This window comes from Novosphingobium ginsenosidimutans, assembly GCF_007954425.1.
GTDB classification, from domain to species: domain Bacteria; phylum Pseudomonadota; class Alphaproteobacteria; order Sphingomonadales; family Sphingomonadaceae; genus Novosphingobium; species Novosphingobium ginsenosidimutans.
Map to the genome: position 1 here is coordinate 586,019 of NZ_CP042345.1, position 26,202 is coordinate 612,220.

The 26,202-nt window shown below is 62.3% G+C and carries 20 protein-coding genes; 6 read left to right on the forward strand and 14 right to left on the reverse strand.

All coding sequences use genetic code 11. From position 1 onward, the window contains the following. The first annotated feature begins 33 nt into the window (after nt 1-33). Nucleotides 34-807 carry a LytTR family DNA-binding domain-containing protein gene (locus FRF71_RS02950; RefSeq protein ID WP_161597872.1) on the forward strand — a complete coding sequence of 258 codons (774 nt, stop codon included), beginning with the start codon at nt 34-36 and terminating at the stop codon, nt 805-807. Nucleotides 808-1,014: 207 nt separating this feature from the next. Here the strand turns inward: FRF71_RS02950 and hemA are convergent, their stop codons facing one another. From hemA to FRF71_RS02995, 9 genes are all read right to left on the reverse strand, one after another. Next, nucleotides 1,015-2,229: a 5-aminolevulinate synthase gene (gene hemA, locus FRF71_RS02955; RefSeq protein ID WP_147089161.1), complete on the reverse strand. Its 1,215-nt coding sequence runs from the start codon at nt 2,227-2,229 to the stop codon at nt 1,015-1,017. Then, complete coding sequence (locus FRF71_RS02960; RefSeq protein WP_147089162.1) at nt 2,226-2,429, reverse strand: hypothetical protein; 204 nt, start codon at nt 2,427-2,429, stop codon at nt 2,226-2,228. Before FRF71_RS02960 ends, hemA begins: the two co-directional genes overlap by 4 nt. After that, complete coding sequence (locus FRF71_RS02965; protein ID WP_147089163.1) at nt 2,429-2,830, reverse strand: cytochrome c-type biogenesis protein; 402 nt, start codon at nt 2,828-2,830, stop codon at nt 2,429-2,431. Before FRF71_RS02965 ends, FRF71_RS02960 begins: the two co-directional genes overlap by 1 nt. After that, nucleotides 2,827-3,405 carry a DsbE family thiol:disulfide interchange protein gene (locus FRF71_RS02970; protein ID WP_337678496.1) on the reverse strand — a complete coding sequence of 193 codons (579 nt, stop codon included), beginning with the start codon at nt 3,403-3,405 and terminating at the stop codon, nt 2,827-2,829. The genes FRF71_RS02965 and FRF71_RS02970 overlap by 4 nt, the downstream gene beginning before the upstream one ends. Next, on the reverse strand, nt 3,354-5,297 hold the full coding sequence (locus FRF71_RS02975) for a heme lyase CcmF/NrfE family subunit (protein ID WP_147089165.1): 1,944 nt from the start codon (nt 5,295-5,297) through the stop codon (nt 3,354-3,356). Before FRF71_RS02975 ends, FRF71_RS02970 begins: the two co-directional genes overlap by 52 nt. A 31-nt stretch (nt 5,298-5,328) precedes the next feature. Further along, nucleotides 5,329-7,701 (reverse strand): tetratricopeptide repeat protein, encoded by a 2,373-nt coding sequence (locus tag FRF71_RS02980; protein ID WP_147089166.1) that lies wholly within the window; start codon nt 7,699-7,701, stop codon nt 5,329-5,331. A gap of 10 nt (nt 7,702-7,711) precedes the next feature. After that, nucleotides 7,712-10,501, reverse strand: a complete 2,790-nt coding sequence (locus FRF71_RS02985; RefSeq protein ID WP_161597873.1) for a cytochrome c3 family protein — start codon at nt 10,499-10,501, stop codon at nt 7,712-7,714. 244 nt (nt 10,502-10,745) lie between these two features. Continuing rightward, nucleotides 10,746-12,521, reverse strand: a complete 1,776-nt coding sequence (locus FRF71_RS02990) for a cytochrome c3 family protein (RefSeq protein ID WP_147089168.1) — start codon at nt 12,519-12,521, stop codon at nt 10,746-10,748. After that, nucleotides 12,521-13,480 carry a hypothetical protein gene (locus tag FRF71_RS02995; protein ID WP_147089169.1) on the reverse strand — a complete coding sequence of 320 codons (960 nt, stop codon included), beginning with the start codon at nt 13,478-13,480 and terminating at the stop codon, nt 12,521-12,523. The genes FRF71_RS02990 and FRF71_RS02995 overlap by 1 nt, the downstream gene beginning before the upstream one ends. Before the next feature lie 282 nt (nt 13,481-13,762). Between FRF71_RS02995 and FRF71_RS03000 the strand changes: the two genes are divergently transcribed. The 5 genes from FRF71_RS03000 (at nt 13,763) to FRF71_RS03025 (ending at nt 18,817) form a co-directional block, all read left to right on the forward strand. Next, the gene (locus FRF71_RS03000; RefSeq protein WP_161597874.1) at nt 13,763-14,647 is read left to right on the forward strand and encodes a tetratricopeptide repeat protein; all 885 of its coding nucleotides are present in this window, start codon (nt 13,763-13,765) and stop codon (nt 14,645-14,647) included. A 1-nt stretch (nt 14,648) separates the two neighbouring features. Next, complete coding sequence (locus FRF71_RS03005) at nt 14,649-15,959, forward strand: NAD(P)-binding domain-containing protein (protein WP_147089171.1); 1,311 nt, start codon at nt 14,649-14,651, stop codon at nt 15,957-15,959. A 123-nt stretch (nt 15,960-16,082) separates the two neighbouring features. Next, nucleotides 16,083-16,739 carry a response regulator gene (locus FRF71_RS03010; RefSeq protein ID WP_147089172.1) on the forward strand — a complete coding sequence of 219 codons (657 nt, stop codon included), beginning with the start codon at nt 16,083-16,085 and terminating at the stop codon, nt 16,737-16,739. After that, nucleotides 16,736-18,079: a sensor histidine kinase gene (locus tag FRF71_RS03015; RefSeq protein WP_147089173.1), complete on the forward strand. Its 1,344-nt coding sequence runs from the start codon at nt 16,736-16,738 to the stop codon at nt 18,077-18,079. Before FRF71_RS03010 ends, FRF71_RS03015 begins: the two co-directional genes overlap by 4 nt. 471 nt (nt 18,080-18,550) lie before the next feature. Then, complete coding sequence (locus FRF71_RS03025; protein WP_147089175.1) at nt 18,551-18,817, forward strand: hypothetical protein; 267 nt, start codon at nt 18,551-18,553, stop codon at nt 18,815-18,817. A gap of 109 nt (nt 18,818-18,926) precedes the next feature. Here the strand turns inward: FRF71_RS03025 and FRF71_RS03030 are convergent, their stop codons facing one another. The 5 genes from FRF71_RS03030 to FRF71_RS03050 all read right to left on the reverse strand — a co-directional run bounded on the left by FRF71_RS03030 (nt 18,927) and on the right by FRF71_RS03050 (nt 26,170). Then, nucleotides 18,927-20,186 (reverse strand): tyrosine-type recombinase/integrase, encoded by a 1,260-nt coding sequence (locus FRF71_RS03030; protein ID WP_147089176.1) that lies wholly within the window; start codon nt 20,184-20,186, stop codon nt 18,927-18,929. A 288-nt stretch (nt 20,187-20,474) separates the two neighbouring features. Then, nucleotides 20,475-21,554 carry a glycosyltransferase family 4 protein gene (locus tag FRF71_RS03035; protein WP_147089177.1) on the reverse strand — a complete coding sequence of 360 codons (1,080 nt, stop codon included), beginning with the start codon at nt 21,552-21,554 and terminating at the stop codon, nt 20,475-20,477. Continuing rightward, nucleotides 21,551-22,453, reverse strand: a complete 903-nt coding sequence (locus FRF71_RS03040) for a UDP-2,3-diacylglucosamine diphosphatase (RefSeq protein WP_147089178.1) — start codon at nt 22,451-22,453, stop codon at nt 21,551-21,553. The genes FRF71_RS03035 and FRF71_RS03040 overlap by 4 nt, the downstream gene beginning before the upstream one ends. A gap of 77 nt (nt 22,454-22,530) precedes the next feature. Beyond that, a complete protein-coding gene (locus FRF71_RS03045) occupies nt 22,531-24,009 on the reverse strand; it encodes a Ppx/GppA phosphatase family protein (RefSeq protein ID WP_147089179.1) in 1,479 nt (492 codons plus the stop codon). A 10-nt stretch (nt 24,010-24,019) separates the two neighbouring features. Beyond that, nucleotides 24,020-26,170, reverse strand: a complete 2,151-nt coding sequence (locus tag FRF71_RS03050; protein ID WP_238339514.1) for an RNA degradosome polyphosphate kinase — start codon at nt 26,168-26,170, stop codon at nt 24,020-24,022. Between the last annotated feature and the right edge of the window lie 32 nt (nt 26,171-26,202).

Genomic DNA, 26,202 nt, shown 5'->3' on the forward strand with positions numbered 1-26,202 from the left:
TCTGCTTCAGCGCGTTGGCGCGAACCACGGATGATGACTGCGATGGCGTATGGCGCCTTTGGACTCGTCTATGTGATCGTCAATGCGACCACCCTCATCGACCAGCGGGAGGCACTGGGGCGACCGATTGACCCATGGCAGGCGTGGTTGCTGGAGATCACCAGCTTCCTGGCGTGGTTCATCCTGCTGCCGTTCATTCTCTGGCTGGCAAACCGTCTTCTGAGAATTCGCCCAATGACGGTGGTGATTGCCATCCATGCCGTCGCATGCGCAGCTCTTTCGCTGGCACACACCCTGCTGATGCTCGGTTTGCGATTAGCCAGCTTCGCCATCGCCGGTGAACGATATGCACCTACAGACTCACCTGGCGGGATGTTGCTGTTCGAGTTCCGCAAGGATCTGATCACTTACGCTGCACTCATGCTTGTATTCCATGTTTCAAGACGCCTCGTTGCTGATCGCATCCCCGATAGCATTGTGGATCCCGCTGGCGTCCTGATTGAAGTTCGAGATGGAAGCCGAACCATCTGGATCAAACCAGATGAAGTTGATTGGGTTTCGGCAGCTGGGAATTACGTCGAGCTGCATGGCTCATTTGGCGCACAATTGATGCGACGAAAACTCGGTGATCTTGAAGCAGAACTCCAACGCCAAGGATTCGCTCGCGTGCACCGCTCTCGTTTGGTTCGCCAGGCCTCGATTGCTTCAATTGAGACACGACAGAGCGGCGATTTCGATATTCTCATGAGATCCGGCGATAGGATCAGCGGAAGCAGGCGCTTCCGCACAAACATCAAGGGTGCATAAAGTGGACCCGAGGCAACAATGCCTAGAACTCGGGATGGATCAACCGAGCAAAGCAGTCTGATCAACGTCCATTGCCGCGAGCAAAGCGGCCGTTCCTCGCTCCAGAACAATTTGACGGAAGCAGCCAATCATTCAGGGGCTAGCGCAAGAGACTAAGTTAGTTGGTGCTTGAAAGCTGAGGGGCGGTTGAGTGGCAGTCATCGCAACTTAAGCTGCCAGTCTGAGCTCCAGGCGTTCCCAGATTTCGACCAGGGCTTCGGTCAGTTCCTGCATCATGGCCTCGGTGTGGGCGGGGCCGGGGGTGAAGCGCAGGCGCTCGGTGCCGCGCGGCACGGTCGGGAAGTTGATCGGCTGCACATAAACGCCGTATTCGGCCAGCAGGATGTCGCTGATCTGCTTGGCGCGGACCGGATCGCCGACCATCAGCGGCACGATATGGGTGGTGCTGGGCATGACCGGCAGGCCAGCCTCGGCAAACGAGCGCTTGAGGAAGGCGGCGGCGGCCTGCTGGCCTTCGCGCTCAATGCTCGACTGCTTGAGGTGGCGGACCGAGGCGAGCACGCCGGCAACCAGCACCGGCGAGAGCGAGGTCGTGAAAATGAAGCCGGGCGCGTAGGAGCGGATCACATCGATGATCTTCGAATCGGCCGCGATATAGCCCCCCATCACGCCAAAAGCCTTGCCCAGCGTCCCTTCGATGATGGTGATGCGGCTTGCCGCTTCGTCACGCTCGGAAATGCCGCCACCGCGCGCGCCGTACATGCCGACGGCGTGGACCTCGTCGATATAGGTCAGCGCATTGTACTTGTCCGCCAGGTCGCAGATCGCGTGGATCGGGGCGACATCGCCGTCCATCGAATAGACGCTTTCGAAGGCGATCAGCTTGGGCAGGGCGGGGTCAGTTTCGGCCAGCAGCTCTTCCAGGTGTGCGACATCGTTGTGCCGAAACACCTTCTTTTCAGCGCCCGAATTGCGAATGCCGGCGATCATGCTGGCGTGGTTCAATTCGTCCGAGAAGATCACGCAGCCCGGCAGGATCTTGGCGAGCGTCGACAGCGTGGCATCGTTCGAGACATAGCCCGAGGTGAACAGCAGCGCGCCGTCCTTGCCGTGCAGGTCGGCCAGTTCGCGCTCCAGATCGACATGGTAATGGGTGTTGCCGCCGATGTTGCGGGTGCCGCCCGATCCGGCGCCGACATCGTGCAGCGCCTCTTCCATCGCGCTGATCACGGTCGGATGCTGACCCATGGCGAGATAGTCGTTGGAGCACCACACGGTGATCGGCTTGGGGCCATTGTGCCCGGCAAAGCAGCGGGCGTTGGGATAAGCGCCCTTGTTACGCAGGATGTCGATGAACACCCGATAGCGGCCTTCCGAATGCAGCCGGTCAATCGCCTGGTCGAAAATCTGATCGTAGTTCACAGTTTGCTCCCGGTTCCGGTCTCCATGGCCGGCGCTGTGGGTTGGCCGGACAGATCGGGGCTACCTTGCCAGCCATAGCCAGCCAGAGCCGTCAAAATGGCAACCACCGCCAGTTCAAGGGCAAGACGCGAGCAGCGCCCGCTCAGATACAGCCCAAGAAAGCTGATTACCGCAAAGGCGCTCGCGAAGACCCACCCCATTAGCTGCGCTCCACCTTTAGCCGGCGCGAAACCAACCAGATCCCGACCGCCAGTGCCAGCAGCGGCACCAGCCAGAGTGGCAGGGTTCGCGCCTTGACCTCCGGCTTGAAACTGACCCAGTCGCCGTACTTGCTGATCAGCATGCCGCGCACCGCCTCAGGCGAATCCCCGGCGGCAATCCGCTCGCGGATCAGGCGGCGCATGTCCCCGGCCAGGTCGGCGTTGCTGCCGGAAACGGGCTGGCCTTGGCAGACCACGCAGCGGATCGAATCCATCAGCGCCAGAGCCTGCTCTTCCTGGCGCGGATCAGGCAATGAAACCTCGGCAAGATCCTGCGCTCTGAGCTGAACAGGCAAGGTCAGGAGCAGGACGAAAGCCAAGATCAGGCCGCGCGCGGTCATCGCGTTACTCCCAGCATGGCCAGCAGCTTTTCCTTGTCGGCATCGGTCACCACGCCGATGTGCTGGTAGATGATCGTGCCCTTGCCATCGACGACAAAGGTTTCCGGGACACCGGCAGAGCCTAACGCGATCTGGGCCTTGCCGTTCTCGTCCAGGCCGATCGCGGTATAGGGATTGCCGTTGCTGGCCAGAAACCGGGTGAGATCGGCGCTGTTGTCATGGACTGCAATGCCCACAACCTCCGCTCCGGCGGCCTTCAGTTGCATCAACATCGGAATCTCCTGAACGCAGGGGACGCACCAGGACGCGAAGACGTTAAGGAGTCGGGGCCGGCCATCCCTGAAGCTTGCGCTCGCAGCACCTGGCTGGTCCGGAAAGGCTGGCGCCGCGACAAAGTCAGGTAGCGGCTGTCCGACCATTTGGGAGGCGATCACCTTTTCTGGCGAGTTGCTCAGCCCGGCCAGAAAGGCAACGAAAAGCGCCGCCGTCAGAGCGAATGGCAACCAAAGGATAAGCTTGCGGCTCACGCTCGGGCTCCGGCTCCAACCCGGCTCCACGGCCAGGGCTTCCCCCACAGGTCGCGGCGGACGCGGCCAAGCAGCGCCAGCGCTCCGCCCAGCGCTATCAACACGCCGCCGATCCAGATTAGCGTGACGAACGGCTTCCACCACATCCGCAGCAGGAACTTGTCGCCCGAGAAATCCTCACCCAGCGTGATGTAGAGCTGGCCGTTCCAGTAGGTCTCGATCGCCGCCTGGTTGGTGGTCATCTGCGGCTGGCTGAAGGCGTGAAGCTGCGGGGTCATCTCGAACGGCGCGCTTTCGCCCTTGCGGACGGTGAGCACCGCTTCGAGGATCTGATAGTTCGGTCCCTGCTTTTCGCGCACGCCTGAGAGGGTTACCTGGAACGGCCCGATCGGACGCGTTTCATTAGCTGCCAGCGAGACCATGTTTTCCGTGGTGAACGCGGAATCGCTGGCCATCCCGGCCACGCTCAGCGCGCAACCGAAGTGCGCAATCACCATGCCCCAGGTGAACAACGGCGTCCGCCGCAAGTCGCGCTTCCAAAGCGGGGCCAGGCTGGCCACGCCTAAAATTGCGGCAGCGACCAGGCCGAGGAATGGCAACACGCCGATGCTACCCCCGAAAGCGGCGAGCAGCAGCAGCGCGATAGCGCCCGCGAACAGCGCCGGTGCCAGTCGGTCAATCACGGCAACAGGCCGATCACTGCGCCAGCGCAGCAGTGGGCCTGCGGCAAGCAGCACCATCATTCCGACGGCGAGCGGGCCGGCAACCGAATTGAAGTAAGGCGCACCGACCGAGATCTTGGAGCCGTTCGCGGCCTCAAGGATCAATGGGTAGAGCGTGCCCGCCAGCACGATCACCAGGATGACCGTCAGAATCAGGTTGTTGATGACCAGGGCGGCCTCGCGGCTAAACAGGTCGAAGCGGTTCCCCTCGGTTACAGTGCCGACCCGGATCGCGAAGAGCGCTAACGCTCCAGAGATGTAGATTGCCAGAAGGCCTAGCAGGAACAGGCCGCGCTGGGGATCGACCGCGAAGGAATGCACGCTGGTCAGAATGCCCGAACGGACCAGGAAGGTTCCGACCATCGACATTGAGAAGGCCAGGACCGAGAGCATGATCGTCCAGGCTCGCAGCCCATCGCGCGTCGCCAGGACCGTCACCGAATGAAGCAGCGCTGTCGCAGCCAGCCAGGGCATCAGCGAGGCATTCTCGACCGGATCCCAGAACCACCAGCCGCCCCAGCCAAGCGTATAGTACGCCCAGTAGGATCCGGCCGTGATGCCGATCGTCAGCAGGATCCAGGCACCCAGCACCCAGGGCCGCATTGCCCGGGCAAAAGCCGGCCCGACATCGCGCGTGATCAGGGCACCGACCGCGAAGGAAAACGCCGCCGACATGCCGACGTAACCAGCGTAGAGCGTCGGCGGATGGAAGGCGAGCCCGGGATCCTGCAACAGCGGGTTGAGCCCTGCCCCCTCCGCGACTCCGGTAATGCGGGTGAACGGGTTCGAGGCGAACAGCAGGAAAGCATAGAAACCTAACGCGATCGCCGCCTGGGCGGCCAAAGTCGCTAGCTTCGTATCGGCGCGCAACTTGTTCTCGAACAAGGCGATGGTCGCCCCGGCTAAGCCGAGGATTGTCACCCAGAGCAGCATCGACCCTTCGTGATTGCCCCAAGTTCCTGCAATCTTGTAGATCATCGGCTTGGCTGAATGGCTATTCGCTGCGACCAGCAAAACCGACATGTCAGACCGCATGAAAGCAACGATCAGGCAGGCAAAAGCCAAGCTACAAAGGGCGGCCTGAGTCAATGCAACCGGTGCGATGGCGGGCGCGAGCGATTTCTGCCCGCGCCCCACCGCTAGCGCACCCAGTGCAAGCTGCAGAAGCGCCATCGTGGCGGCAAGCCAAAGCGCGGCGAGGCCGGCCTCCGCGATCATGCTGCCGTGTCCTTTTCCGCGCTTTGCATGGTCAGAAGTCCAGCCGGTAGCCGGCCGTCAGCACCCAGCCCTTTTCCTTGACCGTGTCGAACGCAGTGCCGTTCCAGACCGACTGACGGGAGAAGTTGCCCCCAAACTCGATCTCCACCTCAGAATGCTTCATCGGATAATAGTTGAGCCGGATGGTCGGCTGGAGCTGACGGTATGTCCCCGGATGAGCGACCAATCCGGTCACCTTGCCGTCGCGGAAGCCATAGCGCAGCCGCGGACTGAGGCGGAAGTTCGATTTGATCGGGAGCCGTGCGTTGAGATCGACGGTGTAGATCTTGGCCGTGGCGGTATCGGCGAGGCGGCCCGATAGGATGTAGATGTCGTTCGCCATCAGCAGGTCCGAGCCGATCAGCTGGAGGCCGTAGTAGTACTCCTTGCCGGTGGCTGGCAGCGGCGCGATCGGATCGTAGAGCGCCAGCGGTGGTACCGTCAGATTGCCTGCCGGGTCGGTGTAGAAGCGTTGCGCCAGCCCCGGGGTGCCGCCGGTGTCGGTCAGCGAGAAATCGGCGCTGACCTGCAGCTTCTTGGTGATCGGGCGCGAATAGGTGACCGTCGCGGATTTGGCGATGAGCGTGCGATCGAGCGCCAGCCGATAGATCTCCGCATCGGTAAAGAATGGTCGCAATCCGCTGGGATTGGCCGGATTTATCATGGACTGAAGTGCGTTGCCGCTACCGTCAAGGGTGTAGACCGGAATGCCCGTGAGCGGGTCGATCTGAGCGACCCGCATGCCGAGCAAGGCGTTGGTGGTCGTCAGCAAGGGCGAGCGGCGATAATCGCCCGTGACGCTGAGGTTCGAACCATCGGCGAAGTTGTAGGTGAATGATGCCAGCGCAAGGTTGAGCTGGCTGAACTTCACATCGTAGTCGATCATGCCATAGGCATTGAACCGCGGCTTCAGGAAGCGGGTCTCAAGGCCGACCGAGCGGCGATCGACAAAGCCGCCCTTGGCGCGCTGATCGAACCAGTAAATCGTGGTCTGAACCGGGCTGCGCTTGGCGCCGATGTCCACGCTGACGCCATAGAAGGGACGTTCCTTGAGCACATAGGTCTGCCGCGAGGATAGTACCGGGAACCCGCCAACGACGTTGAAGCGCAGTTTGGGATTGGCCTGCCACCCGACCAATGCACCGTCGAACCGCCCCAGCACGCCTGACGTGTTGCGGCTCTGTCTGCCGATTCGGACCTGGGTGTCGAGAGCGTTCTCGGTGTAATCGAGGTACAAGGCCGTAAGCGCGGTTGTCCCACCACCTGGACGCGAGCGGAAAGTCAGCACTTCATTGCCGTTGCTGATGGTGGTGATCGAAGTGCTGGTCCCGAAGTTCTTGGTATAGGATCCTGCTGCGCGGAGCTGGAACTGGCGGCGATCGTCACCACCCGACAGGGTCACATCGCCAGATGTCAGCAGCTGGTTGACGTTGACCGAATTGTCGATCTCAACGCCCAGCGTCGAATTAGTGTTGAGCGTGCTCGTCCGCCCTTGGTCGCGGAAATAGAATTGCGAGAAACTGCCGCGCAGCCCCCAGGTCCATTTGCCATTGCCGCCAAGGCCGCGCGCTTGGCGCAATGGCGAGCCAGACTGCGCTGTGGGCGTGCCCGTATCCAGCGCGGCCAGGCGTTGCCTCACCCGGTCCGATCCCTCACCAGTGGGGTAGCGGCGCAGATACTCCTCGTACTCGGCGCGGGCGTGAGCCGATTGGCCCTTCCGCTCGCGGGTCAGCCCAAGCAACTCGCGCGCCCGCATGCTGTTCTCGTTCTCGGGCCGCTGGACCGCAACGGTCAGCAACTGGATCGCGCGATCGAGGTTGTTGTCCTTAATTGCCTGCTCGGCCTCGGCCGAAAGCCGTCCCGTTTCAAGCGTGTCGCTTGCACTGGGTGCGTCACTGGCAGGCACTTCGCCGGTGCAGGCCGTGCTGCCCGGCTCTGCCAGCCGGATAACCAGGGTCTGCGGCTTTTCTCCGGGCGTAACGCTAAACGCCATGTCATGTGTGAAGAACAGCGAAAGGACCGGGCCTGCGGGATTGTCGCCCTCATAATCGATCGAACGCAGCTCGGGCACCGATAGTGGCGCGCGCAGCGAATCCCGCATATTCACCGCCGGATAGTTGTCGAGCGGAAGCAGCCGGACGTGCAACTCGCGACCGCTTTCCGGGAAAGAGCTGAGCACCTGAACGCGCAGGTTGAAGGTGATGGTCAGCGTTATGCAGCCGGCGACACTGTCGGCCTTTACTTCGGACAGCAGCCGGTCCGATACGGTTTGGCCGAACGCGGGCTCGGGATAAAGCTGGCCAGCCGCGCCGGCGACGGCGACTGCGGCAAGGGAAACAAGGCTGGTCCTGGTAGGGTTGGTCACATCATTGCCCCTAGAATTCAGATGAGCTGACGCGATGGTGGCCGCTGCGGCGCTCCTTGATCGTCGTCATGGTGTTGTCGGAATAGAGGTGGCACGAGCCAGTACAGTCGCGCAGTTCGGACACGCTGTAGAAGGCGGTGGTCGGTGCCTCGTACTTCTTGTGTGCACTCGGCCGGAAATCCCCGGCATGGCACGAGGCACAGTTCGGGACATAGGCCGGATAACGGTAGGGCACGGTCTGCGAGTTGGTGGTGTGGCAATCGAGGCAAACCAGAGCGCGCGCATGCTGGCCGGGATAGGCTGGCGAGTTATGGAGGTAGGTCAGCAGCGGAACCCAGGCTGTCGTACGATGACAGTCGCCGCACTGCTGGCTGGTCACGAAATGGCTGGGTGACTTTCCGGTTGCCGAAGTGCCGTTATGGCAGCTTGAGCAATTTGTGCCGACCGTGCTGTGATCAACCGCCGCGGGGAGCCAGGCCGTGGTCTTGTGGCAGGTGCTGCACTCGGCCGTGGTGGCGATGTGGGTTGCCGGTTTGCCGGTCGCGACAGCACCATTGTGGCAGCTTGAGCAAGTGCCAAGAACCTGGGTGTGATCGACCCTGACACTCGTCCAGCCGGTGGTGACGTGGCAGAAGTCGCACTGATCAGTGGTGCGGATGTGGCTCGCGCTCTTGCCTGGGGCGCTGGTGCCGTTGTGGCATGACGCGCAAGAACCAATTGCATCGGTGTGGGCAAAGGTCTTGGCCGGGACCCAGGCCGAAGTGGAATGGCAGCTTTCGCACGTATTTGTCGTGTTAAGGTGAGTCGAATTCTTGCCGGTCGCGGTGGTGCCGTTGTGACACGAAGAGCAACTGCCGGTGACGTTGGCGTGGCTGAAGTTGGCCGGGGTCCAGGCCGCGGTGCTGTGGCAATCGGAGCACTGCGCGGTCGTGGCGATATGGGTGGCGGGCTTGCCAGCGGCCGTGCTGCCATTGTGGCAGCTTGAGCAAGTACCAATCACGGCCGCGTGATCTACTTTCTTCGTCGGCGTCCAGGCTGTGGTGGTGTGGCAATCGGCGCAGGCGCTGGTCGTGTTGATGTGGGTTGCGTTTTTGCCGGTCGCATTGGTGCCGTTGTGACACGAAGAGCAACTGCCAGACACAGTGGCGTGGCTGAAGTTGGCTGGGGTCCATGCGGTTGTGCTGTGACAATCAGAGCACTGTGCAGTCGTCGCGATGTGGGTAGCGGACTTGCCAGCGGCAGTACTGCCATTGTGACAGCTCGAGCAGGTACCAATCACGGCCGCGTGATTGACCGTCTTCACTGGCGTCCAGGCTGTCGTCGTGTGGCAATCGGCGCAGGCGTTCGTGGTGCTGATGTGGGTCGCGTTCTTGCCGGTTGCGTTGGTGCCGTTGTGGCACGAAGAGCAACTACCGGTAACGTTGGCGTGGCTGAAGTTGGCCGGCGTCCAGGCATTAGTGCTGTGGCAGGTGCTGCACTCAGCCGTCGTGGCAATATGCGTTGCCGTCTTGCCACTCGCCTTGCTGCCATTGTGGCAGCTTGAACAGGTACCGATAACGTCGTTGTGATTGACCGTCTTTACGGGTGTCCATGCGCTGGTGGTGTGGCAATCCTCACAAGCCGTATTGGTCGCTATGTGATTGCTGGACTTGCCGGTGGCGCTGGTCCCATTGTGGCATGAAGCGCAACTGCCAGTGGCGTTGGCGTGGTTGAAGTTGGCCGGGGTCCAGGCGCTGGTGCTATGGCAGGTACTGCACTCGGCTGTGGTGGCGATATGTGTAGTCGTCTTCCCGCTGGCCTTGCTGCCATTATGACAGCTTGTGCAGGTGCCGATCACATCGTTGTGGTTGACCGTCTTGGCTGGCGTCCAAGCGTTGGTGGTATGGCAGTCCTCGCAGGCCGTATTGGTCGCTATGTGATTGTTGGACTTGCCGCTGGCGCTGGTGCCGTTGTGGCAGGATGCGCAGGTGCCGGTGACTCCCGTGTGGGTGAAGTTCGCGGGGCTCCAGACTTTGGTTGAGTGGCAAGTGCTGCATTCCGCAGTGGTGGCGATATGTGTGCTTGGCTTGCCGGTAGCGCGCGTGCCGTTGTGACAGCTGGCGCAATTTGCCGTCGTGTCAGCGTGATTGAAGCTGGCCGGAACCCAAGCGGTGGTCCGGTGGCAATCCTCGCAAGCATTGGTTGTGGCAAGGTGCGTGCTCGACTTGCCCTTGGCGGTCGTGCCGTTGTGGCAGCTGGCACAGTTTCCAGTTACCCCAGCGTGATCGAACCGCGCTCCGCTCCAGCCATTGGTATTGTGGCAGGCAGAGCAATCCTGGCTCGTGGCCAAGTGGCTGCTGCTCTTGCCGGTTGCCCTGGTGCCATTGTGGCAGCTGGCACAGTTGCCGGTGATCCCGCTGTGGTCGAAGCGGACGGCATCCCAGCTGGTCGTGCTGTGGCAGGCGCTGCATTCCTTGGCAGTCGGCAAATGGCTCGCGGTCTTGCCGACGGCCTGAATGCCGTTGTGGCAAGTGGCGCAGCTGCCGCTGTACCTGCTGTGATCAAACCTTTCGACCTGCCATTGTTTTGTGCTGTGGCAGCTGTCGCAATTGTCTTGGGTGCGCAGGTGGTTTGGCGGCATCCCGGTGGCGCGGATCGAATTGTGGCAGCGCTGGCAATCGCGCGGCGTCCCGGCAAACTCGCCGTTCTTGTGGCAGCCTTCGCAGCGCACGGCAGCGTGGGCGCCAGTCAGGGGGAAGCCGGTGCGGAAGTGATCGAACCTGGCAGCCTTGTCTTGGGCGGCAGCCGGCATCGCACTCATCACCAAGAGGAGTGCGGTCAGCAATGCCATCAATGTTGCATGGACCCGTCCAGGCAACGCCCACCACCCAAGTTGCGACACGACCCAACCGACCCCATGCCGGAAGCTGTGCGCGGTAATCTTCTGGGTGGGAGCCTAAACATCGGCAGAATGGAAAGGGTATATGGACGCTCTCGGACTGTCGCCCTGAGGAATCGGCTGGCCGACAAACGAAAGCGTTTGCAAGGTTAATGTCAGGTTGCTGTTAGGATTTAATCCGACGTGCTCCGACGATGATTTCGGAGAAGCCACTCGTGGTGTGGCAGCGTTCGCAATCTTCGCCGAAACCGCCGCGATGGGGATCATGGCGGCGATGGCAATCGATGCATTGCGTGCCCTGCTGGGCCGGATTGCCGGGCCGGGCATGGCATGCAGAACAGACCAGCCCCTTGTGCTTGCCGGTCAGGGCAAAGCCCGTCTGCCGGTCATGGTCGAAGCGCCAGGCCGTCCAGTCGCTGGTGGAGTGGCAGTTCTGGCATTGTGCCGGTGTTCCCAGCGTTCCGGCATGATGCTTGTCTGCATGGCACGCCGCGCAGGTGTTGCCCTTGGCGGCATAGCTCTTGTCGGCATGGCACGCGGTGCAAGCCAGTGCGGCATGCTTGCCCAACAAGGGGAAGCGGGTCAGGTCGTGATCGAACTTAACCGACCCGGTCCAAGCGGCAGCGGTATGGCAGCGCCCACAGTCGCCGCCCAGCTTTCCGGCATGCGGATCCTGCTTGGCGTGGCAGGCAGAGCATTGCCCTGAAAGTTTGACCTCACGCGCAGGGCGGGCATGGCACGCCTCGCATTTCGCCTCGGCGTGCTTTCCGGCGAGGGGAAAGGCGGTCATCGTGTTGTGATTGAAATCGACTGCCTTCCAGGCCGTGACCTGATGGCAACGCGCACAGTCCTGGCCATTACTGCCCTTGTGGATGTCATCGGCGGCATGGCAGCCAAAGCAAGTGGCGGGGGGCTTTGCCACCTTGGGCGGTTGCTTGTGGCAGGCTTGGCAGCTGGCAGTGCGGTGCGCGCCCTTGAGCGAGAAGCTCGTCATCCGGTCGTGATCGAAGCTGATCTGGCGCCACCCACGCGGGGTGTGACAGCTGGCACAGTCAGTCCCATTGGCACCCTTGTGGCTATCGTTGCTGGCATGACAGGCATAGCAGCCGCGCGACGGGTTCCGGTTAGCGTTACCGGCGCCGTGGCACCCCGCACAGGTTGCCGCAGCGTGACCGCCGATCAACGGAAAGCCTGTGGTCGCATGATCGAAAGTGGCCGCGCGCCAGCTCGCAGTGGTATGGCAGGAAGCACAGTTCGTGCCGCGGCTGCCACCATGGGCATCGTCCTTGGCATGGCAGGAATTGCAGGTGGCGGGCAGGTTTTTCCAGCGCTGGCCGGCATGGCAACTCATACAGGCCTTGCCGGCATGCGCGCCAGTCAGAGGAAACCCGGTTGATGCGTGATTGAAGCCTTGGACGGGCTTCCAGGCTGCGGTCGTGTGGCAGGTCTGGCAGGCCCGCCCAAGCTGCCCTTTGTGCGGATCAGTCGCTGCGTGGCAACTCCCGCAGTCCTTTGGGCGCCCGCGGAAATCGTTGCCGCGATGGCACCCCGCGCACTTCACGCGTTGGTGCGCGCCGGTTAGGGTAAAATCGGTCAGCGCGTGATTGAAGGTCGAGGGGTTGAGCGCGATCAGACCGTTATTCCGTCCCTTGTGATCGCTGTGGCAGCTTTTGCAGCTACTGCTGCGGGCGGGACCAAACCTGCCGTGAAACTTCGTGCCGCTGGCCACATCGCTGGCCACGCCCTTGTGGCACGACAGGCACTTGCCGTTCTGGGCTTCCTTGCGAAACGAACTGTGGCAGGCTTCGCAGTTGGACTCGAGCTTGGCGTGGGAATTGGCCAGTGGCCCGGGCGTGACCAACCGTTCCATGATGGTCTGCGCGGTGACCGGCGTTGCCAGGCAAAGGCACAGCAGCCAGAGCAAGGCCAGCGCGCGGCGCATCAGTACATATGCACCGCTACAACATGGAGCACAGCCGCCGCGACAAGCAGCACGAACAGTGGCAGGTGCAGCAGGTGCCAGAGCCGCAGCAGGCGGTCATAAAACGCGAACTCGGCACCGCGCCGAACGGCTTCGAAGTATTCGTCGATCAGGTGACGTAGCACTAAAGTTCGGTCGTCTTCCGGCGACAGGGCGGCCATGAGCCGGCGTTGCGCCAGGCGCGTTTCGATTCCCAGGCCGACCACAGCCCCAGCGCTAGACCAGAACGCACCGCCTGCCTTCACTGCGCGATCTTCAAATGGCTGGATCTGGGCAAGCACCGCCTGCTTGGGCATGCCGCCCATCTGAAGCTGGGCTAACAGCCCGTCCATATCCTGCTTAAGCGCTCGCAGCTCGAGTTTGCGGCCGGAATAGCCGCGATGGACGCGCGAATAGAAGAATCGACCGATCAGACCGCTCGACGCCACAACGATCATCGCCCCCAGGGCCATAGCGCTGTTCAGCGCACCCCAGCTGAAGCGCGAGTGGTAAAGGATCGCCAGCGGCCCGAGCAGACCCAAAAGCATGTGAAAGCGGAACCAGAACCCAACCGAGCCGGGAGCCCGCGTCGCCGGGCGCGCACGCTTGCGCAGCGGATAGCCCAGCAGGATGATCATCATGGATCCGCCGATGATGCCCAATGCATAACCCAGCCCATGTTCGGGATCGAAGGGCAAGCTCTCTCGGAAAATCCAGCCCCAGGCGATCGCGACACCCACGGCGATGATCACCAGTAGCGAGACGCCGCGCTCGACTGTGCTGGCCGTTAACCGTGGCTGTTGACTGCCTGCTTGGATTTGTCCTGCTCCAGAAGCCATCTGGCTTTGCAACCCGCTAGTTTCGATCCGGCCTTTTCTGCCGAACGTGCTTAGCGTTTGGTTGCCGCCGGGCAAAAAAATGGGCCTCGGTTCGTCCCGCACAGCGGTCAATCAGTCGAGGTGAGGCCCATTTGCAAGGTTCACGTCAGGAACGGGGTGGGCGCGAACCGCAAAGGCATGAAGAAACCAGCCCGGACACGGCCTTTGGCCAGAACAGGACGATAGATGCTGCAGTACTTGTTGACAGGGTTGGCTGGCATTGCCTTGGGCATCGTTGCCATGCGCGTTTGGCAGTCCAGAGAAGACGCTAACGGTCCAACCTCCGAAACGCTTCCTCATTCCGCCGGCATCGGCAGCCGCAAGCTGCTCATTGGGTCCGGCGTAATGGTGACGGCGGCGATCGGACTGCTGGTTTGGCAGGGGACTATGGGCGAGGAAGCGCCGCCGCCGGCCGCCGCTCCAGCTGGCTCCAACCCGCAACTGGCCGATGTCGACACCATGATCGCCAAGTTGGCCGCGCGGCTCGAGACGGATCGCAACGATGGCGAGGGCTTCCGGATGCTCGGCTGGTCCTACCTGATGACAAACCGCCCGCAGCAGGCTCTGGCCCCCTACCGGCGCGCTGTTGAACTTTTGCCCAACCAGGCCACAGTTCATTCGGGCTATGGTGAGGCGCTGGTTGGGGTTGCCGCCGGAAAAGTCACGCCAGAAGCCAAGGCAGCCATTGACCGGGCCTTGCAGCTCGACCCGAAGGAGCCGCGTGCGCGCTATTTTGCGGGCCTCTGGCTGGCCCAGAATGGCCGCGCCAAGGAGGCGCTCGACGGATGGATCGAGCTGGCCAACGCCGGACCGGCCGAAGCGCCGTGGCAGGCCGAGGTCCAGGCCAAGATCCGTGACGAAGCGGCTAAGCAGGGCATCGACGTTTCTGGTCGGCTCAAGGTGAAGGTGGCGGCCCCGGCCTCCCAGGCCGCTCCTTTGGGCGCCGTGCCACCACCCGACCCCGCCAAGGCTCAAGCCGTGCAGCAGTTGCCGCCAGCCCAGCAGGCCGCCTCGGTCGAGGCCATGGTCGGCGGGCTAGCCGCCAAGCTCAAGGCCAATCCTCAAGACGCCAAGGGCTGGGCCATGCTGGTCCGCTCGCGCATGGTTCTGGGACAGGATAGGCAGGCTGCTACCGACTTTGCTACGGCGCGAAAATCGCTTGCCAATGATCCAGCGGGACTAGCCGAAGTGAACGCCGCCGCCCGTGCTGCAGAGGTTCCGGGCAGCTGATATGCCCGTCGATCCACTGCTCCTGGTCTATGCGCTCCCGCTCCTTGCCATCTGGGGGGCGAGCGAGGCACTTGCCCGACGGCGAGCGTCGCGCGCGCAGGCTGTGCTCGAGGATAGCCGTCAGGCCGGACATACGGAGCCGGCCTCACTTCACCCGGTCATCGACCCCGCGCTCTGCCTGGGCTGCGCCTCCTGTGCACGGGCCTGCCCGGAAGGTCAGGTTCTGGGGATCATCGATGGCAAGGCGACACTGATCGAACCAACGTCTTGCATCGGTCATGGAGCGTGCGCAGCAGCTTGCCCGACCGGAGCGATCAGCTTGGTCTTTGGCACCGCCACGCGCGGGGTCGACATCCCCGTCCTCACCCCCGATTTCGAGACGACAGTACCCGGCGTCTATATCGCCGGCGAACTTGGCGGGATGGGGCTGATCCGCAATGCGATCGAGCAGGGCCGCCAGGCAATGGATGCCATCGCTAGCGCGGCCGGGCGAATCGCGGGCGGGAGCGATGTGCTCGATGTGGTGATTGTCGGCTGCGGGCCGGCTGGGATCTCGGCCAGCCTTGGCGCGATCCAACACAGGTTGCGCTTTGTCACGATCGACCAGGCGAGCCTTGGCGGCACAGTCGCGCATTTCCCACGCGGTAAGTTGGTGATGACCGCACCGGCGAAACTCCCGCTCGTTGGTCAGGTGCGGTTCGGTGAAGTCAGCAAGGAGAAGCTGCTCGCGTTCTGGACTGAGGTTCTCCAGCAAACAGGCCTTCGCCCGCAGTTTGAAGAACAGGTGACAGCCATTGCGCGCGAAGGATCACACCTGATCGTCACGACCACCAAGGATCGCTACCGCACCAAGTGCGTGCTGCTGGCCATTGGCCGCCGCGGCACTCCTCGCACCCTGGATGTCCCGGGCGAGGAGCTTGACAAAGTTGTCTACCGGCTGATCGATCCTGAGCAGTATGCTGGCCAACGCGTGCTGGTGGTTGGCGGCGGCGATAGTGCTCTGGAGGCGGCTGTCCGCATTGCGGAGCAGCCCGGAACCCACGTTACCATCTCATACCGCGGCAGCAGCTATGGCCGCGCCCGGCAAAAGAACCGTGAGAGCTTGCGGGAACTAGTCGCCGGCGGGACCATTGCCGAGCTGCTCGAAAGCACGGTTCAGCGCGTCGAGCCCGCGCGGGTTTTCCTGCGAAAGGATGGCGCGGAGGTGGTGCTGGAGAACGATGCGGTAATTGTCTGCGCTGGTGGACTGCTGCCGACCGAGTTCCTTGCTGCCATGGGTATCCGGTCGGAGACCAAATTCGGTACGGTTTGACCAAGAACAATGCGGACCGGCCTGTAGCAAGGCAAATGGGGCATTCGTGCGACGGGGGTGAGTATGGAGCTAATTTTGCATAGCCGTTCAGGCGGTCCGCAAGTCCGCGTTGTCTAGACGACAATGCGGCTGCTGCTGATCGAAGATGACGCGCGACTTGCCAACCGCATGGCTGTGCGGCTGGCAAGCGATGGGATGGTGGTCGAACACGCCTCTACCGCAGCACAGGCGCTGCAATTTGACGACCTTACGAGCTTTGCCGCGCTGATCGTCGATATCGGACTTCCCGATGTGGATGGCGTTACCTTTATCCGGCGCATCCGGTCGCTCGGCCTGACCATGCCGATCCTGATCCTTTCGGCCCGGGGCACTTGGGAAGAAAAGGTTGAAGGGCTGAATGCCGGTGCCGATGACTATGTCGTTAAACCAGTTCGCGCCGAAGAGCTGGTGGCCAGGCTCAATGCCCTGCTGCGCCGCGCGGCCGGCCAGGCTGGCGAACGCCTGTCAGCCAGCGGTATAGAACTTGACCTGCGCCAGAAGGCCGCATGGGTCGATGGAGACCCCATTGACCTTACCCAGGTTGAGTTCCGGCTACTCCAGCTGTTCCTCCTCCGCCCTGCGCACATCCTTGGTCATGGTGAGATCCTTGAGCATCTCTATCCTGCGGCCAAGGGCCGTGAGGCCAACACCGTCGAAGTCAACATAGCGAGGCTGCGCCGCAAAATCGGCAAGGACGCCATTCGCACCGTGCGCGGCCTGGGCTACCGGTTAAGGCGATGAACCGTTTAGCGCGCCTGCTTCGTTCGCATTTTCTGGTCGGCACAGTGGTGTTGGTCGGGCTTGGTGTCGTGGCGGGCGGGATGCTTGTTTCCGCGCTTTTCCGGTGGAGCCTGGTCAGCGGCTACCACGAAGAACTGAGTGTCCACATTGACGAGCTCGCGGCCCTCGTTGCGATCGATCCCCAGGGCCAACCATTTATGCTGCGACGCCTGTCGGATCCGCGTTACTTGCCGCGAGGATCAGGCTATTATTGGCAAGTCAGTCGCGATGGCTACAAGACCATCACATCACCTTCACTTGGCGAAGCCCGTCTGGATCCCGGTCTTGCAAGTACTGACCGCTTGCGAATGGTATGGACCGAGGGCCCGTCCGGTCCGATGCTGGAATATGCGAGGCAGGTCCCTCGCGTGGGTGGTCCACCGCTACGGCTGCAGATCGCTACCGATGAACGGCTGATCGACGAGGCCATGGCCCAGTTCAATCGCTCATTGGCACTGGCGCTGGGCATTTTCGCACTACTGCTGATCATCGCAGTGGTATTGCGGGTCCGTTTTGGACTTAAGCCGCTTGCCCGGCTTACCCAGGATGTAGCCGATGTCCGCACGGGACGCGCTGAACAGATGGTTAGCGAATACTCCTCGGACGTCACACCGCTCGTTAATGAATTGAACAACCTGATCGAGGCGAGCAAGGAATCGGTTTCCCGCAGCCGGCTTGTGGCCGGCAATCTGGCGCACGGCCTGCGTACGCCGCTTTCAATCCTGATCGATGAGGCCGAAAATCTGCGCCAGGCGGGAAAGACTGATGCTGCCGATACCATTCTGCGCGAGGCGCGGACGATGCAGCGGCAGATCGACCTCCATCTGGCCCGGGCCCGCAGCGCTGCAGTCCTGCCATTTCGAGGTCAATCCACAAGCCTCGGGGTCGTCGCCGAACGCCTGGTCACAGCATTTAGGCGGCTCTACTATGATCGCGGGATTGCATTCGTGCTCAAACGAAGTGGTAACGTTCAGGTTGCGTGCGACGAAGTGGACTTGATCGAAATCCTCTCCAACCTGCTTGATAACGCCGGAAAATGGGCAGTTAGCCGATGCACGCTCAAATGGCAGGTCCATGATTCCCGGGTCAACATCGAGATCGAGGATGATGGCCCCGGCCTAGCCGCAGAGCAGCGCGAGGCAATGTTCCAATCCGGCGCGCGCCTTGACAGTGTGACAGCTGGAAGCGGTCTCGGCCTTGCCATCTCGCGCGATCTTGCACGTGGTTACGGCGGCGAAGTTAAGCTTGAAGATACGCCGTTGCGAGGTCTGCGAGCGATCATTGATCTGCCGAAAGCTTGATCATCCAAACAGCGTGTGACGATTACCGCCTGTATTCTAGGCCCGCTGATGCGAAGTTGTCCCCAAATTCGCATACCAATTGTAACCGTTAAGTCTGGAAAATTGGTCGCGTCTAGAGAGGACATGACGAGATGGTGCCGAGGCTATCTGCAATTGGCAATGTCGATTGTCCGCTTACCCCAACACTGCTGGCGATTGATCCGGTCCTGGAACGACGAGATTGCGGGCACATTCGCCATCGCCTAGCTTTTCTCCATGCCTATCGTGGAAGCCTACGACGACAGAGATGCTCTGGAACCGCTATTCACGGCGGAGTTCGAGTTTTTGCCTCGCATTGGCGAGCATCTTTCCCGAGAGGTGCCGCCAGGATATTTCGTATACTTCAAAGTCGTTGAAGTCTGGCATCGCCAAGTAACTGCAGGTGGCTCGTTCCTAGCTTGCATGCTTCTCGAGCTAAGCGACTAGAGATCGTTGGCGACGCCAACTAGGCTAGGTAATCAATGGAAAACTAAAGCTGGAAAGGCCGGAAAGCTGATGTGGGTGTTGCTGATCGCATCGGTAGCTCTGCTTTTTGCAAATCTCGGCTACTGCATTTTGAAGGCCCGAGCTGATTTCGCCGGCCCCACACCTTCACATGGCATTTGGGGGATCCTGGCTGCTTTAGGGCTGCTTTCTGCGCTACTCCTTTTGGCGTTCAGCCTGCTGATTGGCCTTTCGGGCGTTCAGGTATGCTTTTAGCGCCGCGAGTTCCCTGAACATGCTTCCCCGAAGTAATGTCCGCTCTGCCCAACGTTGCGGACGTAGTGCCGGGAGAGATTCATTCTTCTTAGCAGACTCCAGGGCGGTGTTACCCATTGACCTTGCGAATGGACGCGATGTTTGCGCGATCCGCAGCCGCACTGCCACAATATGCTGCCCACGCCTCCATCAGCTTGCGCCGCTTGTCGAACAGATCGCCGCGCCGGTATGCAGCCTCAGCCTTGTTGCCGATCACGTGCGCCAGCGCCATCTCGCAGACCTCATGTGCGAAGCCGGTAGTTTCGGCAGACCAGTCGCGGAAAGCAGACCGGAAGCCGTGCACGGTCTCTTTGCGGTCCAGCCGCCGCATCAGCATCCCCATGGCCATTCCGGACAGCCCGCCGCCCTTCTTCCCGGGAAAGACAGGTACACTAGCGATACCCTTGGTATTGAGCGGCTGGACCGCCTTTAGGATCGCGACAGTACGAGGGGACAACGGAACGCGATGCTCCCGTCCAGCCTTCATGCGCTCGGCTGGCACGGTCCAGATCGCCCCCTCAAAATCCACCTCGGCCCACGTCGCGCCTAGCGTCTCGCCCGATCGAGCGGCAGTCAGGATGGTAAATTCCAAAGCTCGCGCGCTTAGTCCTTCGCAGTTGGTCAGCCGCGCCATGAAATCCGGCACCTCGGCATATGCCATTGCGGCGTGATGCCCGCGCGAGAGCCGGGACCGCTTTGGCAACATTTGGTCCAGATGCCCGCGCCACCGGGCCGGGTTCTCGCCAGAACGAAGCCCTTGCACTTTGGCTGCATCAAGGATGTTCTCAATCCGGCCCCGCACCCTGCTGGCGGTCTCGGGCTTGGCGGTCCAGATCGGCTTGAGGGCGGTCAGGATTTCAGACGTCCCGATTTCCGAAACTGGCCGGTCACCGAAATGCGGATATGCATAGGCCTCCAAGGTGGCCCGCCACTGCGCACGATGCTTGTCATTGCGCCAGCCGCTTTCCTGCAAGTCGATATAGTCGCCCGCCACCTCGCGGAACGTTCGGCGCGCGCGGCTGGCCGCTTCAAGTGCCGCGGCTGCCTTGCGTGCCTTGCTGCGCTTGCCTTCGATCAGCTCGCCCTTGCTGGCCTGCGCCGCTAGATTGCGTGCCATTTCTCGCGCCGCCGCCAGAGAGAGCGCATTTGGCCCTACGGCTGGGCCAAGCCCAACGTCTCGGGCCTTGCCCCCAACCAGTGAGCGGAACAGCCAGGACCGAGCCCCGCCTTGCTGGACGCGCAGATAGAGCCCGCCACCGTCAGCATGACGCCCCACGCCCGCAGCCTTCACAGCCATCGGCGTCAGCGCGTTGTGAACCTTGCGCGGCATAGTCGGCAGCCCCTTTGCCCATATTCCTGCCCACGATAATACAACGATTGCCCATGAACGCAAACGGCGCATAGTGAACAGATAGAGGAGACATTGCCTATAGGATCAAACAAATTCAGCGACTTCTCATAACCTAAGTGACCCTGTGTGAAAGTTTGTTAGGCGGACTTCGTCTCCGCCAAAACACGGCGCTTATCCGCCAGTTTTTGCAGCTATCGCCTGGCTGATCCCAAAACCGCTCCGTGAAGCAGGATTGCCTTCAAGCATGCCCCGCGCGCTGGGCAGCGATCAGACGAGCGCCAACTCATGGTCTGACCTAGACTGGACCTCCATTCGTGCAGCCGTGATCGCGGCCACGAATTGATCGGTCGCTCGTTCCCAGCTGAAGCGTTGGCCGAAGACCGCAGCCGCGCTCCGGTCCAACGTGAGTGCCTTTAGGACAGCATGCTCCAGGTCGTCGTCGCACACGCCGACAGTCGCGGGCATTTCCTTGCCAGTGCCGCGGCCATTCGGCCCCAGGATGTCGATTGGTCCCTGCACCGGATATGCTGCGACTGGCACCCCTGAAGAGAGGGCCTCGACCACCACCAGGCCGAAGGTGTCGGTCAGGCTTGGAAAGACGAAGCAATCAGCCGTCCGATATGCCGCAGCCAGTTCCTCGCCCGCCAAGGCGCCAATGAAGTGGACTTTAGGGTAGAGCGCCTTCAGCCGGTCAAGATCGGGGCCATCCCCGACAATCACCTTCGACCCCGGCAGGTTCGCATCAAGAAAGGCTTCGAGGTTTTTCTCGGGCGCGACGCGGCCGACATTGAGCAGGATCGGCTTTGGCAGATTGGCAATTGCCTCGTGCAATTCGCCGGTGGGCCGGAACAGCCAATGGTCCACCCCGCGTCCCCACGGGCGGACCTGTTTGATCCCGCGCTCGCGCAGTTCGACCTCAAGGCTGGGCGTCGCGGCGAGGACGGCGCGGCTGGAGCGGTGAAAGCGCCGCATCACCGGCCAGAACACGTCTTCGCTAAGGCCCGTGCGCACGGCAGCGTACTTGGGAAACTGGGTGTGGAAGGCCGACGTGAATGGAACGCCATGCGATTTGCACCAGCCGCGCGCGCTCCAGCCGATCGGACCTTCGGTAGCAATATGGACAACATCGGGCTTGAACCGCCCCAACATCCGCCGGGTCGTAAAGCGCGGCGCCATGGCCAACCGGATCGAGGCATAGCCGGGCATCGGCATGGTCGCGAAGTTCTGAGGGGTGATCAGCTCCACTTCATAGCCCCGCCGGTCCAACTCGGCGACGGTGGCGGCCAGCGTACGGACCACACCATTGACCTGCGGAAACCAGGCGTCGGTGGCGATCGCGATCCTCATATGGCGCACTCCTCGATCAGCAGTTCATTGGCATCGGCGGGGATGGCGCATTCCTCGGCCCAGTGGATGATCTGCATCGCGCCACTGGTTTCCTCGACGAGGGCCGTGCAGCTTTCTACCCAGTCGCCGTCGTTGTAATAGGTAATATCGCCGATCTGGCGGATCTCGGCGCAGTGGATGTGGCCGCAGACGATCCCGTCGAGGTTGCGCTCCGCCGCCTCGTGGGCCAGCGCCTCTTCGAAGCTGCTGACATAGGCCACAGCATTCTTGACCTTGCGCTTGAGGTGCGCGGCGAGCGACCAGTAGGGCAGCTTCAGCCGGCGACGCACGGCGTTGATCACCACGTTGGCGCGGAGCAGGATGCCGTATGCCATGTCACCAAGGAAGGCGAGCCAGCGGGCATAAAGCACGACCGTATCGAAGCTGTCGCCGTGAGTAATCAGCAGGCGGCGGCCATCGGCGGTGCAGTGGATGTCTTCCAGTGCGATCTCGATCCCGCCCAGGCTCATCCCGGCATAGTCGCGCAGCACCTCGTCGTGGTTGCCCGCAATGAGCACCACGCGCGTGCCGCAGTGTGCCATCTTGAGCACGCGGCGCACCACCTCGTTGTGGGCATCGGGCCAGTACCAGCCCTTGCGCAGGCGCCAGCCGTCGACAATGTCACCGACCAGGTAGAGCGTGTCGCATTCCACCGAACGCAGGAAGTCGACCAGCATGACGGCATTGCAGCCGCGCGTGCCGAGATGGACGTCCGATATCCAGACGGTGCGGTAACGGCGCTTGGGTCGGAAACCCTTGGGATCGGCACCCAGCAGCCAGGCCGGAACTGGGCGGCGGTCAAGCCCTTTGTCATCTAAACGAAGGTCAAGCTGATCGTCTTGTCGGTCGCGAACGAGCATAGCTCATCTCCATCCCTCACTGGCCAGTGCCTGCCACAGGCAGGTTGCGCGGGCGTGACGGGACAGAGTCAGTTTGGTTACAGCGCGCGCTGCTCGATCACTGGCTTGAGCGAGAGATGTTCAGCCAGCAGCTTGAGGTCCTTTTCGACTACCTCGGTGGCGAGTGGGACAATGACCGGCGCGAGTGTGAGAACCAACTGCCCATCGGCAACGGCCAGTTCCGCGCTTGAGAACAGCTGCGGCGCGAGACCGGTCAGGCGGCGACAAAGCCGCACGCTCAGGCCCCAGGATACTGCCTGATGGACTTCTTCGGGCTTGGCCAACAGTTCGATATCGACCGGGATCTCGCGATTGACATTGGCTAGTAGGCAGGCCGCCAGCATGGCGCGTTCCGGCCCACCGATGCCGATCCAGCGTTTGTGCAGCGCCCAGTCAACCACGGTCACGCTGCGCAGGTTCGGTTCGACCTGCTGCGAAGCAATCGCCAGGATTGTTGCCGAAAGCCGCAGGTTCTCCCGCTGATTATCGTGCGAGCCAACCACGCCGGCGGTCCAGCCGGCGATCATCGCCGCGACGGACGGCGAAGCGCCGAGCGGCTCGGCAAAGGCCCGAACACCAGCGGCAAAGGGGTCGGCGCGGCGCTGCGCAGGGGGCAGGTCGTTGAAGATCAGCCCTTCGCGCAGGCCCCAGCCGGAAAAGATCACCTCGCTCGGCTGGGTCTTGGCAATCAGCGCAGCGAGCAGGGCAGCGGTATCGGGCAAGGTTGCCAGCCGCGCCGGGGCCACGCCGGGAGCACCGGCCAAGACAGTGCTGCGTTGCAGCTTGCGGCACAGCGTCAACAAGGCATCGGGCTCCATCGCCAGGCCGTGCGGATCGTCGATTGGCGAGCCGATCAGATGCTGGTGATAGCGGGCGAGCGCGCGCAGCGAACCGCCGACAAGGTACAATGCCTCACCCGGCGCGCAGCGGCTGCCGGTCTCCTCGATCAGCTTATCGACCTTGCGCTTGAACTTGGCTGCTCCGCCGCTGCGGAGGGCGGGTAAGCGCAGCGTCCCGAGTGGCAGGCTGCTGCCATGCTCGCACTCAGTCCCGGCAATGTGGACCAGCTCCAGACTGCCTCCGCCCAGATCGGCGACGACGCCCCGAGCGTTAGGGAAGGCGCCCGCAACGCCGGCGGCGCTGGTCAGCGCTTCTTCTTCGCCTGAAAGCAATCGCGGATTGAGGCCGAGCGCCGCGACTTTTCCCAAGAACTCGGCACCATTGCTGGCGTCGCGCGTGGCGGCGGTGGCAACAGTGTAGACCCGCCTGATGCCGCGCGCGCGCAGCAAGGCGGCGTAACGGCCCAAGGCACTCAGCGCCGCGTTCATGGCCTTGTCGGATAGCTTGCCGTGCTCAGCAGCGCCCTTCCCAAGGCGGGCCGAAACCTTCTCGTTGAGGAGTACGACCGGCGCGCGCGCCGGACCGCCATAAATGACCAACCGCACCGTGTTCGAACCAATATCGATCACGGCCTGCTGATCCCCCGCATGGCCGCTGTTGGTGTCGCGCAGTCCCATTGGTGCCCCCTCAGGCAGCGCCGCGCCGCAGCGCCAGCTTTGGCACCTTGTGCCCGTTGGTCAAGGCCGCGCCGCGGCCCGAAAGCGACGGATTGGTCATGAAGTAATTGTGCAGGTTGAACGGCTCGGCCACCTTGCCGACGCGTCGGTAGCTGCCGGATGGCTCAAGGACCCAACTTTGCTCAGTATCGATTAGGTTGGCGACCATCACCTGATCGAGAACCTGACGGTGAACGGTGCGGTTCCGGATCGGCACAAGCAGTTCGACCCGCCGATCAAGGTTGCGGGTCATGCCGTCGGCAGACGAGATAAAAACCTTGGCCTTGGCGCTGGGCAAGGGCTGGCCGCAGGCGAAAGCCCAGATCCGGCTATGCTCCAGAAACCGGCCGATGATCGACTTGACCATGATGTTATCTGACAGCCCTGGAACGCCCGGGCGCAGGCAGCAGATCCCGCGTACCACAAGGCTGATCTGCACCCCGGCTTGGCTGGCGGCGTAGAGCCGATCGATCAGACGCGAATCGGTCAGCGCGTTGAGCTTGGCCCAGATCGCCGCTGGCTTGCCCCGCTGCGCATTCTCGGCCTCGGCATCGATGCAGTCATACAGCGTCTCGCGCATGCCGATCGGCGATAGGGTCAGCAGTTCGGTCCGTTGCGGCTCGACATATCCAGTCACGAAGTTGAACAGCTTGCCGGCATCGCGTCCGGCCTTTGGATCGGCGGTGAAAAAGCTGAGGTCGGTGTAGGTTCGGGCGGTGACAGGGTGATAATTGCCCGTACCAAAGTGGCAATAGGTGCGATGAACCTTGCCCTCGCGGCGCACCACCATGGAGACCTTGGCATGGGTCTTCCAATCGACAAAACCATAGATCACCTGGATCCCCGCCCGTTCAAGCTGGCTGGCCCACTCTAGGTTTTGCTCCTCGTCGAAGCGGGCTTTCAGCTCCACCACAGCGGTTACCGCTTTGCCGGCCTCGGCTGCGGCGATCAGCGCGGCGATCACTGCCGATTGCTTGCCGGCGCGGTAGAGCGTCTGCTTGATCGCCACGACATCGGGATCGGACGCCGCCTGACGCAGGAAATCGACCACCACTTCGAAACTTTCGTAGGGGTGGTGGATGATGATGTCCTTCTCGCGGATCGCGGCAAAGCAATCGCCCTCATGCTCGCGAATGCGCTCGGGATAGCGCGGGCTGTAGGGCTCGAACTTAAGGTCCGGTCGGTCCTCCTCGACCATGGCGGCCAGTCCCCCGATGCCGATCAGGCCGGGGGTCTTGAGCACCATGGCGTGATCAAGCCGCAATTGCTTACGCAAGAGCTGTTCCGCAGCCGGATCGATCCCACCCTGCAGCTGGAGCAGGATAATGCGGCCGCGGCGGCGGCGCTGGATCGCGGTGCGGAAGTAACGGACAAGGTCCTCGGCATCTTCCTCGACCTCAAGATCACTGTCGCGCAGCACGCGGAAGACGCCGTGGCCCAGCACCCGAAAGCCTGGAAACAACAGCGCGGCGTTGCGGCACAGCAGGTCCTCGATGCTGATGTACACGGCCTCTGGTCCCGGCAGACGAATGAACCGCGGCAGGGCCTGCGGGATCAGCACCATCTCCATCACCGCCGACCCGTCGTCGGACCGCACCAACGGAAAGAGAATGCCCATCCCCTGGTTGGCAACGAAGGGGAACGGGTGCGCCGGATCGATCGCTTGGGGCGTGATCACCGGCACGACATGTTCGACGAAATAGTCACGCAGCCACCGCGCCTGTGCGGGCTCCAGCCGCTGGCCATCGGCGAGCATTATGCCTTCGGCGGCGAGCAGCTCGCGCAGTTCGCGCCAGACGTCCTGCTGCGCAGTTTCGAGCTCGGTCACCGCATCGCGCACCGCTGCGAGCTGCTGCGCCGGGGTCATGCCGTCGATCGAGACTTCCTCGATCTGGCGCCGGACCTGTCCGGCCAGGCCGGCTACCCGGACCATCATGAATTCGTCGAGATTGTTGCCCGAGATCGACAGGAACCGCAGCCGTTCCAGCAACGGGTAGTCAGGATTGCAGGCTTCAGCCAGCACGCGCAGGTTGAACGAGAGCCAGCTTAACTCGCGATTGAAATAGCGTTCGGATGCAGCCAGGGCCGCGACCTCAACCAGCGAACCTGCCGCCCCCGCCATTCGACTCATGCATCCCTGTGTGACCCATCGGC

Coding starts and splice junctions, on each gene's coding strand:
- FRF71_RS02950 (WP_161597872.1), top strand. CDS start 34: ATGACTGCGATGGCGTATGGCGCCTTTGGACTCGTCTATGTGATCGTC.
- FRF71_RS02960 (WP_147089162.1), bottom strand. CDS start 2,429: ATGGGGTGGGTCTTCGCGAGCGCCTTTGCGGTAATCAGCTTTCTTGGG.
- FRF71_RS02965 (WP_147089163.1), bottom strand. CDS start 2,830: ATGACCGCGCGCGGCCTGATCTTGGCTTTCGTCCTGCTCCTGACCTTG.
- FRF71_RS02975 (WP_147089165.1), bottom strand. CDS start 5,297: ATGATCGCGGAGGCCGGCCTCGCCGCGCTTTGGCTTGCCGCCACGATG.
- FRF71_RS02985 (WP_161597873.1), bottom strand. CDS start 10,501: ATGAGTGCGATGCCGGCTGCCGCCCAAGACAAGGCTGCCAGGTTCGAT.
- FRF71_RS02990 (WP_147089168.1), bottom strand. CDS start 12,521: ATGCGCCGCGCGCTGGCCTTGCTCTGGCTGCTGTGCCTTTGCCTGGCA.
- FRF71_RS03000 (WP_161597874.1), top strand. CDS start 13,763: ATGGTGACGGCGGCGATCGGACTGCTGGTTTGGCAGGGGACTATGGGC.
- FRF71_RS03005 (WP_147089171.1), top strand. CDS start 14,649: ATGCCCGTCGATCCACTGCTCCTGGTCTATGCGCTCCCGCTCCTTGCC.
- FRF71_RS03010 (WP_147089172.1), top strand. CDS start 16,083: ATGCGGCTGCTGCTGATCGAAGATGACGCGCGACTTGCCAACCGCATG.
- FRF71_RS03015 (WP_147089173.1), top strand. CDS start 16,736: ATGAACCGTTTAGCGCGCCTGCTTCGTTCGCATTTTCTGGTCGGCACA.
- FRF71_RS03030 (WP_147089176.1), bottom strand. CDS start 20,186: ATGCCGCGCAAGGTTCACAACGCGCTGACGCCGATGGCTGTGAAGGCT.
- FRF71_RS03035 (WP_147089177.1), bottom strand. CDS start 21,554: ATGAGGATCGCGATCGCCACCGACGCCTGGTTTCCGCAGGTCAATGGT.
- FRF71_RS03040 (WP_147089178.1), bottom strand. CDS start 22,453: ATGCTCGTTCGCGACCGACAAGACGATCAGCTTGACCTTCGTTTAGAT.
- FRF71_RS03045 (WP_147089179.1), bottom strand. CDS start 24,009: ATGGGACTGCGCGACACCAACAGCGGCCATGCGGGGGATCAGCAGGCC.
- FRF71_RS03050 (WP_238339514.1), bottom strand. CDS start 26,170: ATGGCGGGGGCGGCAGGTTCGCTGGTTGAGGTCGCGGCCCTGGCTGCA.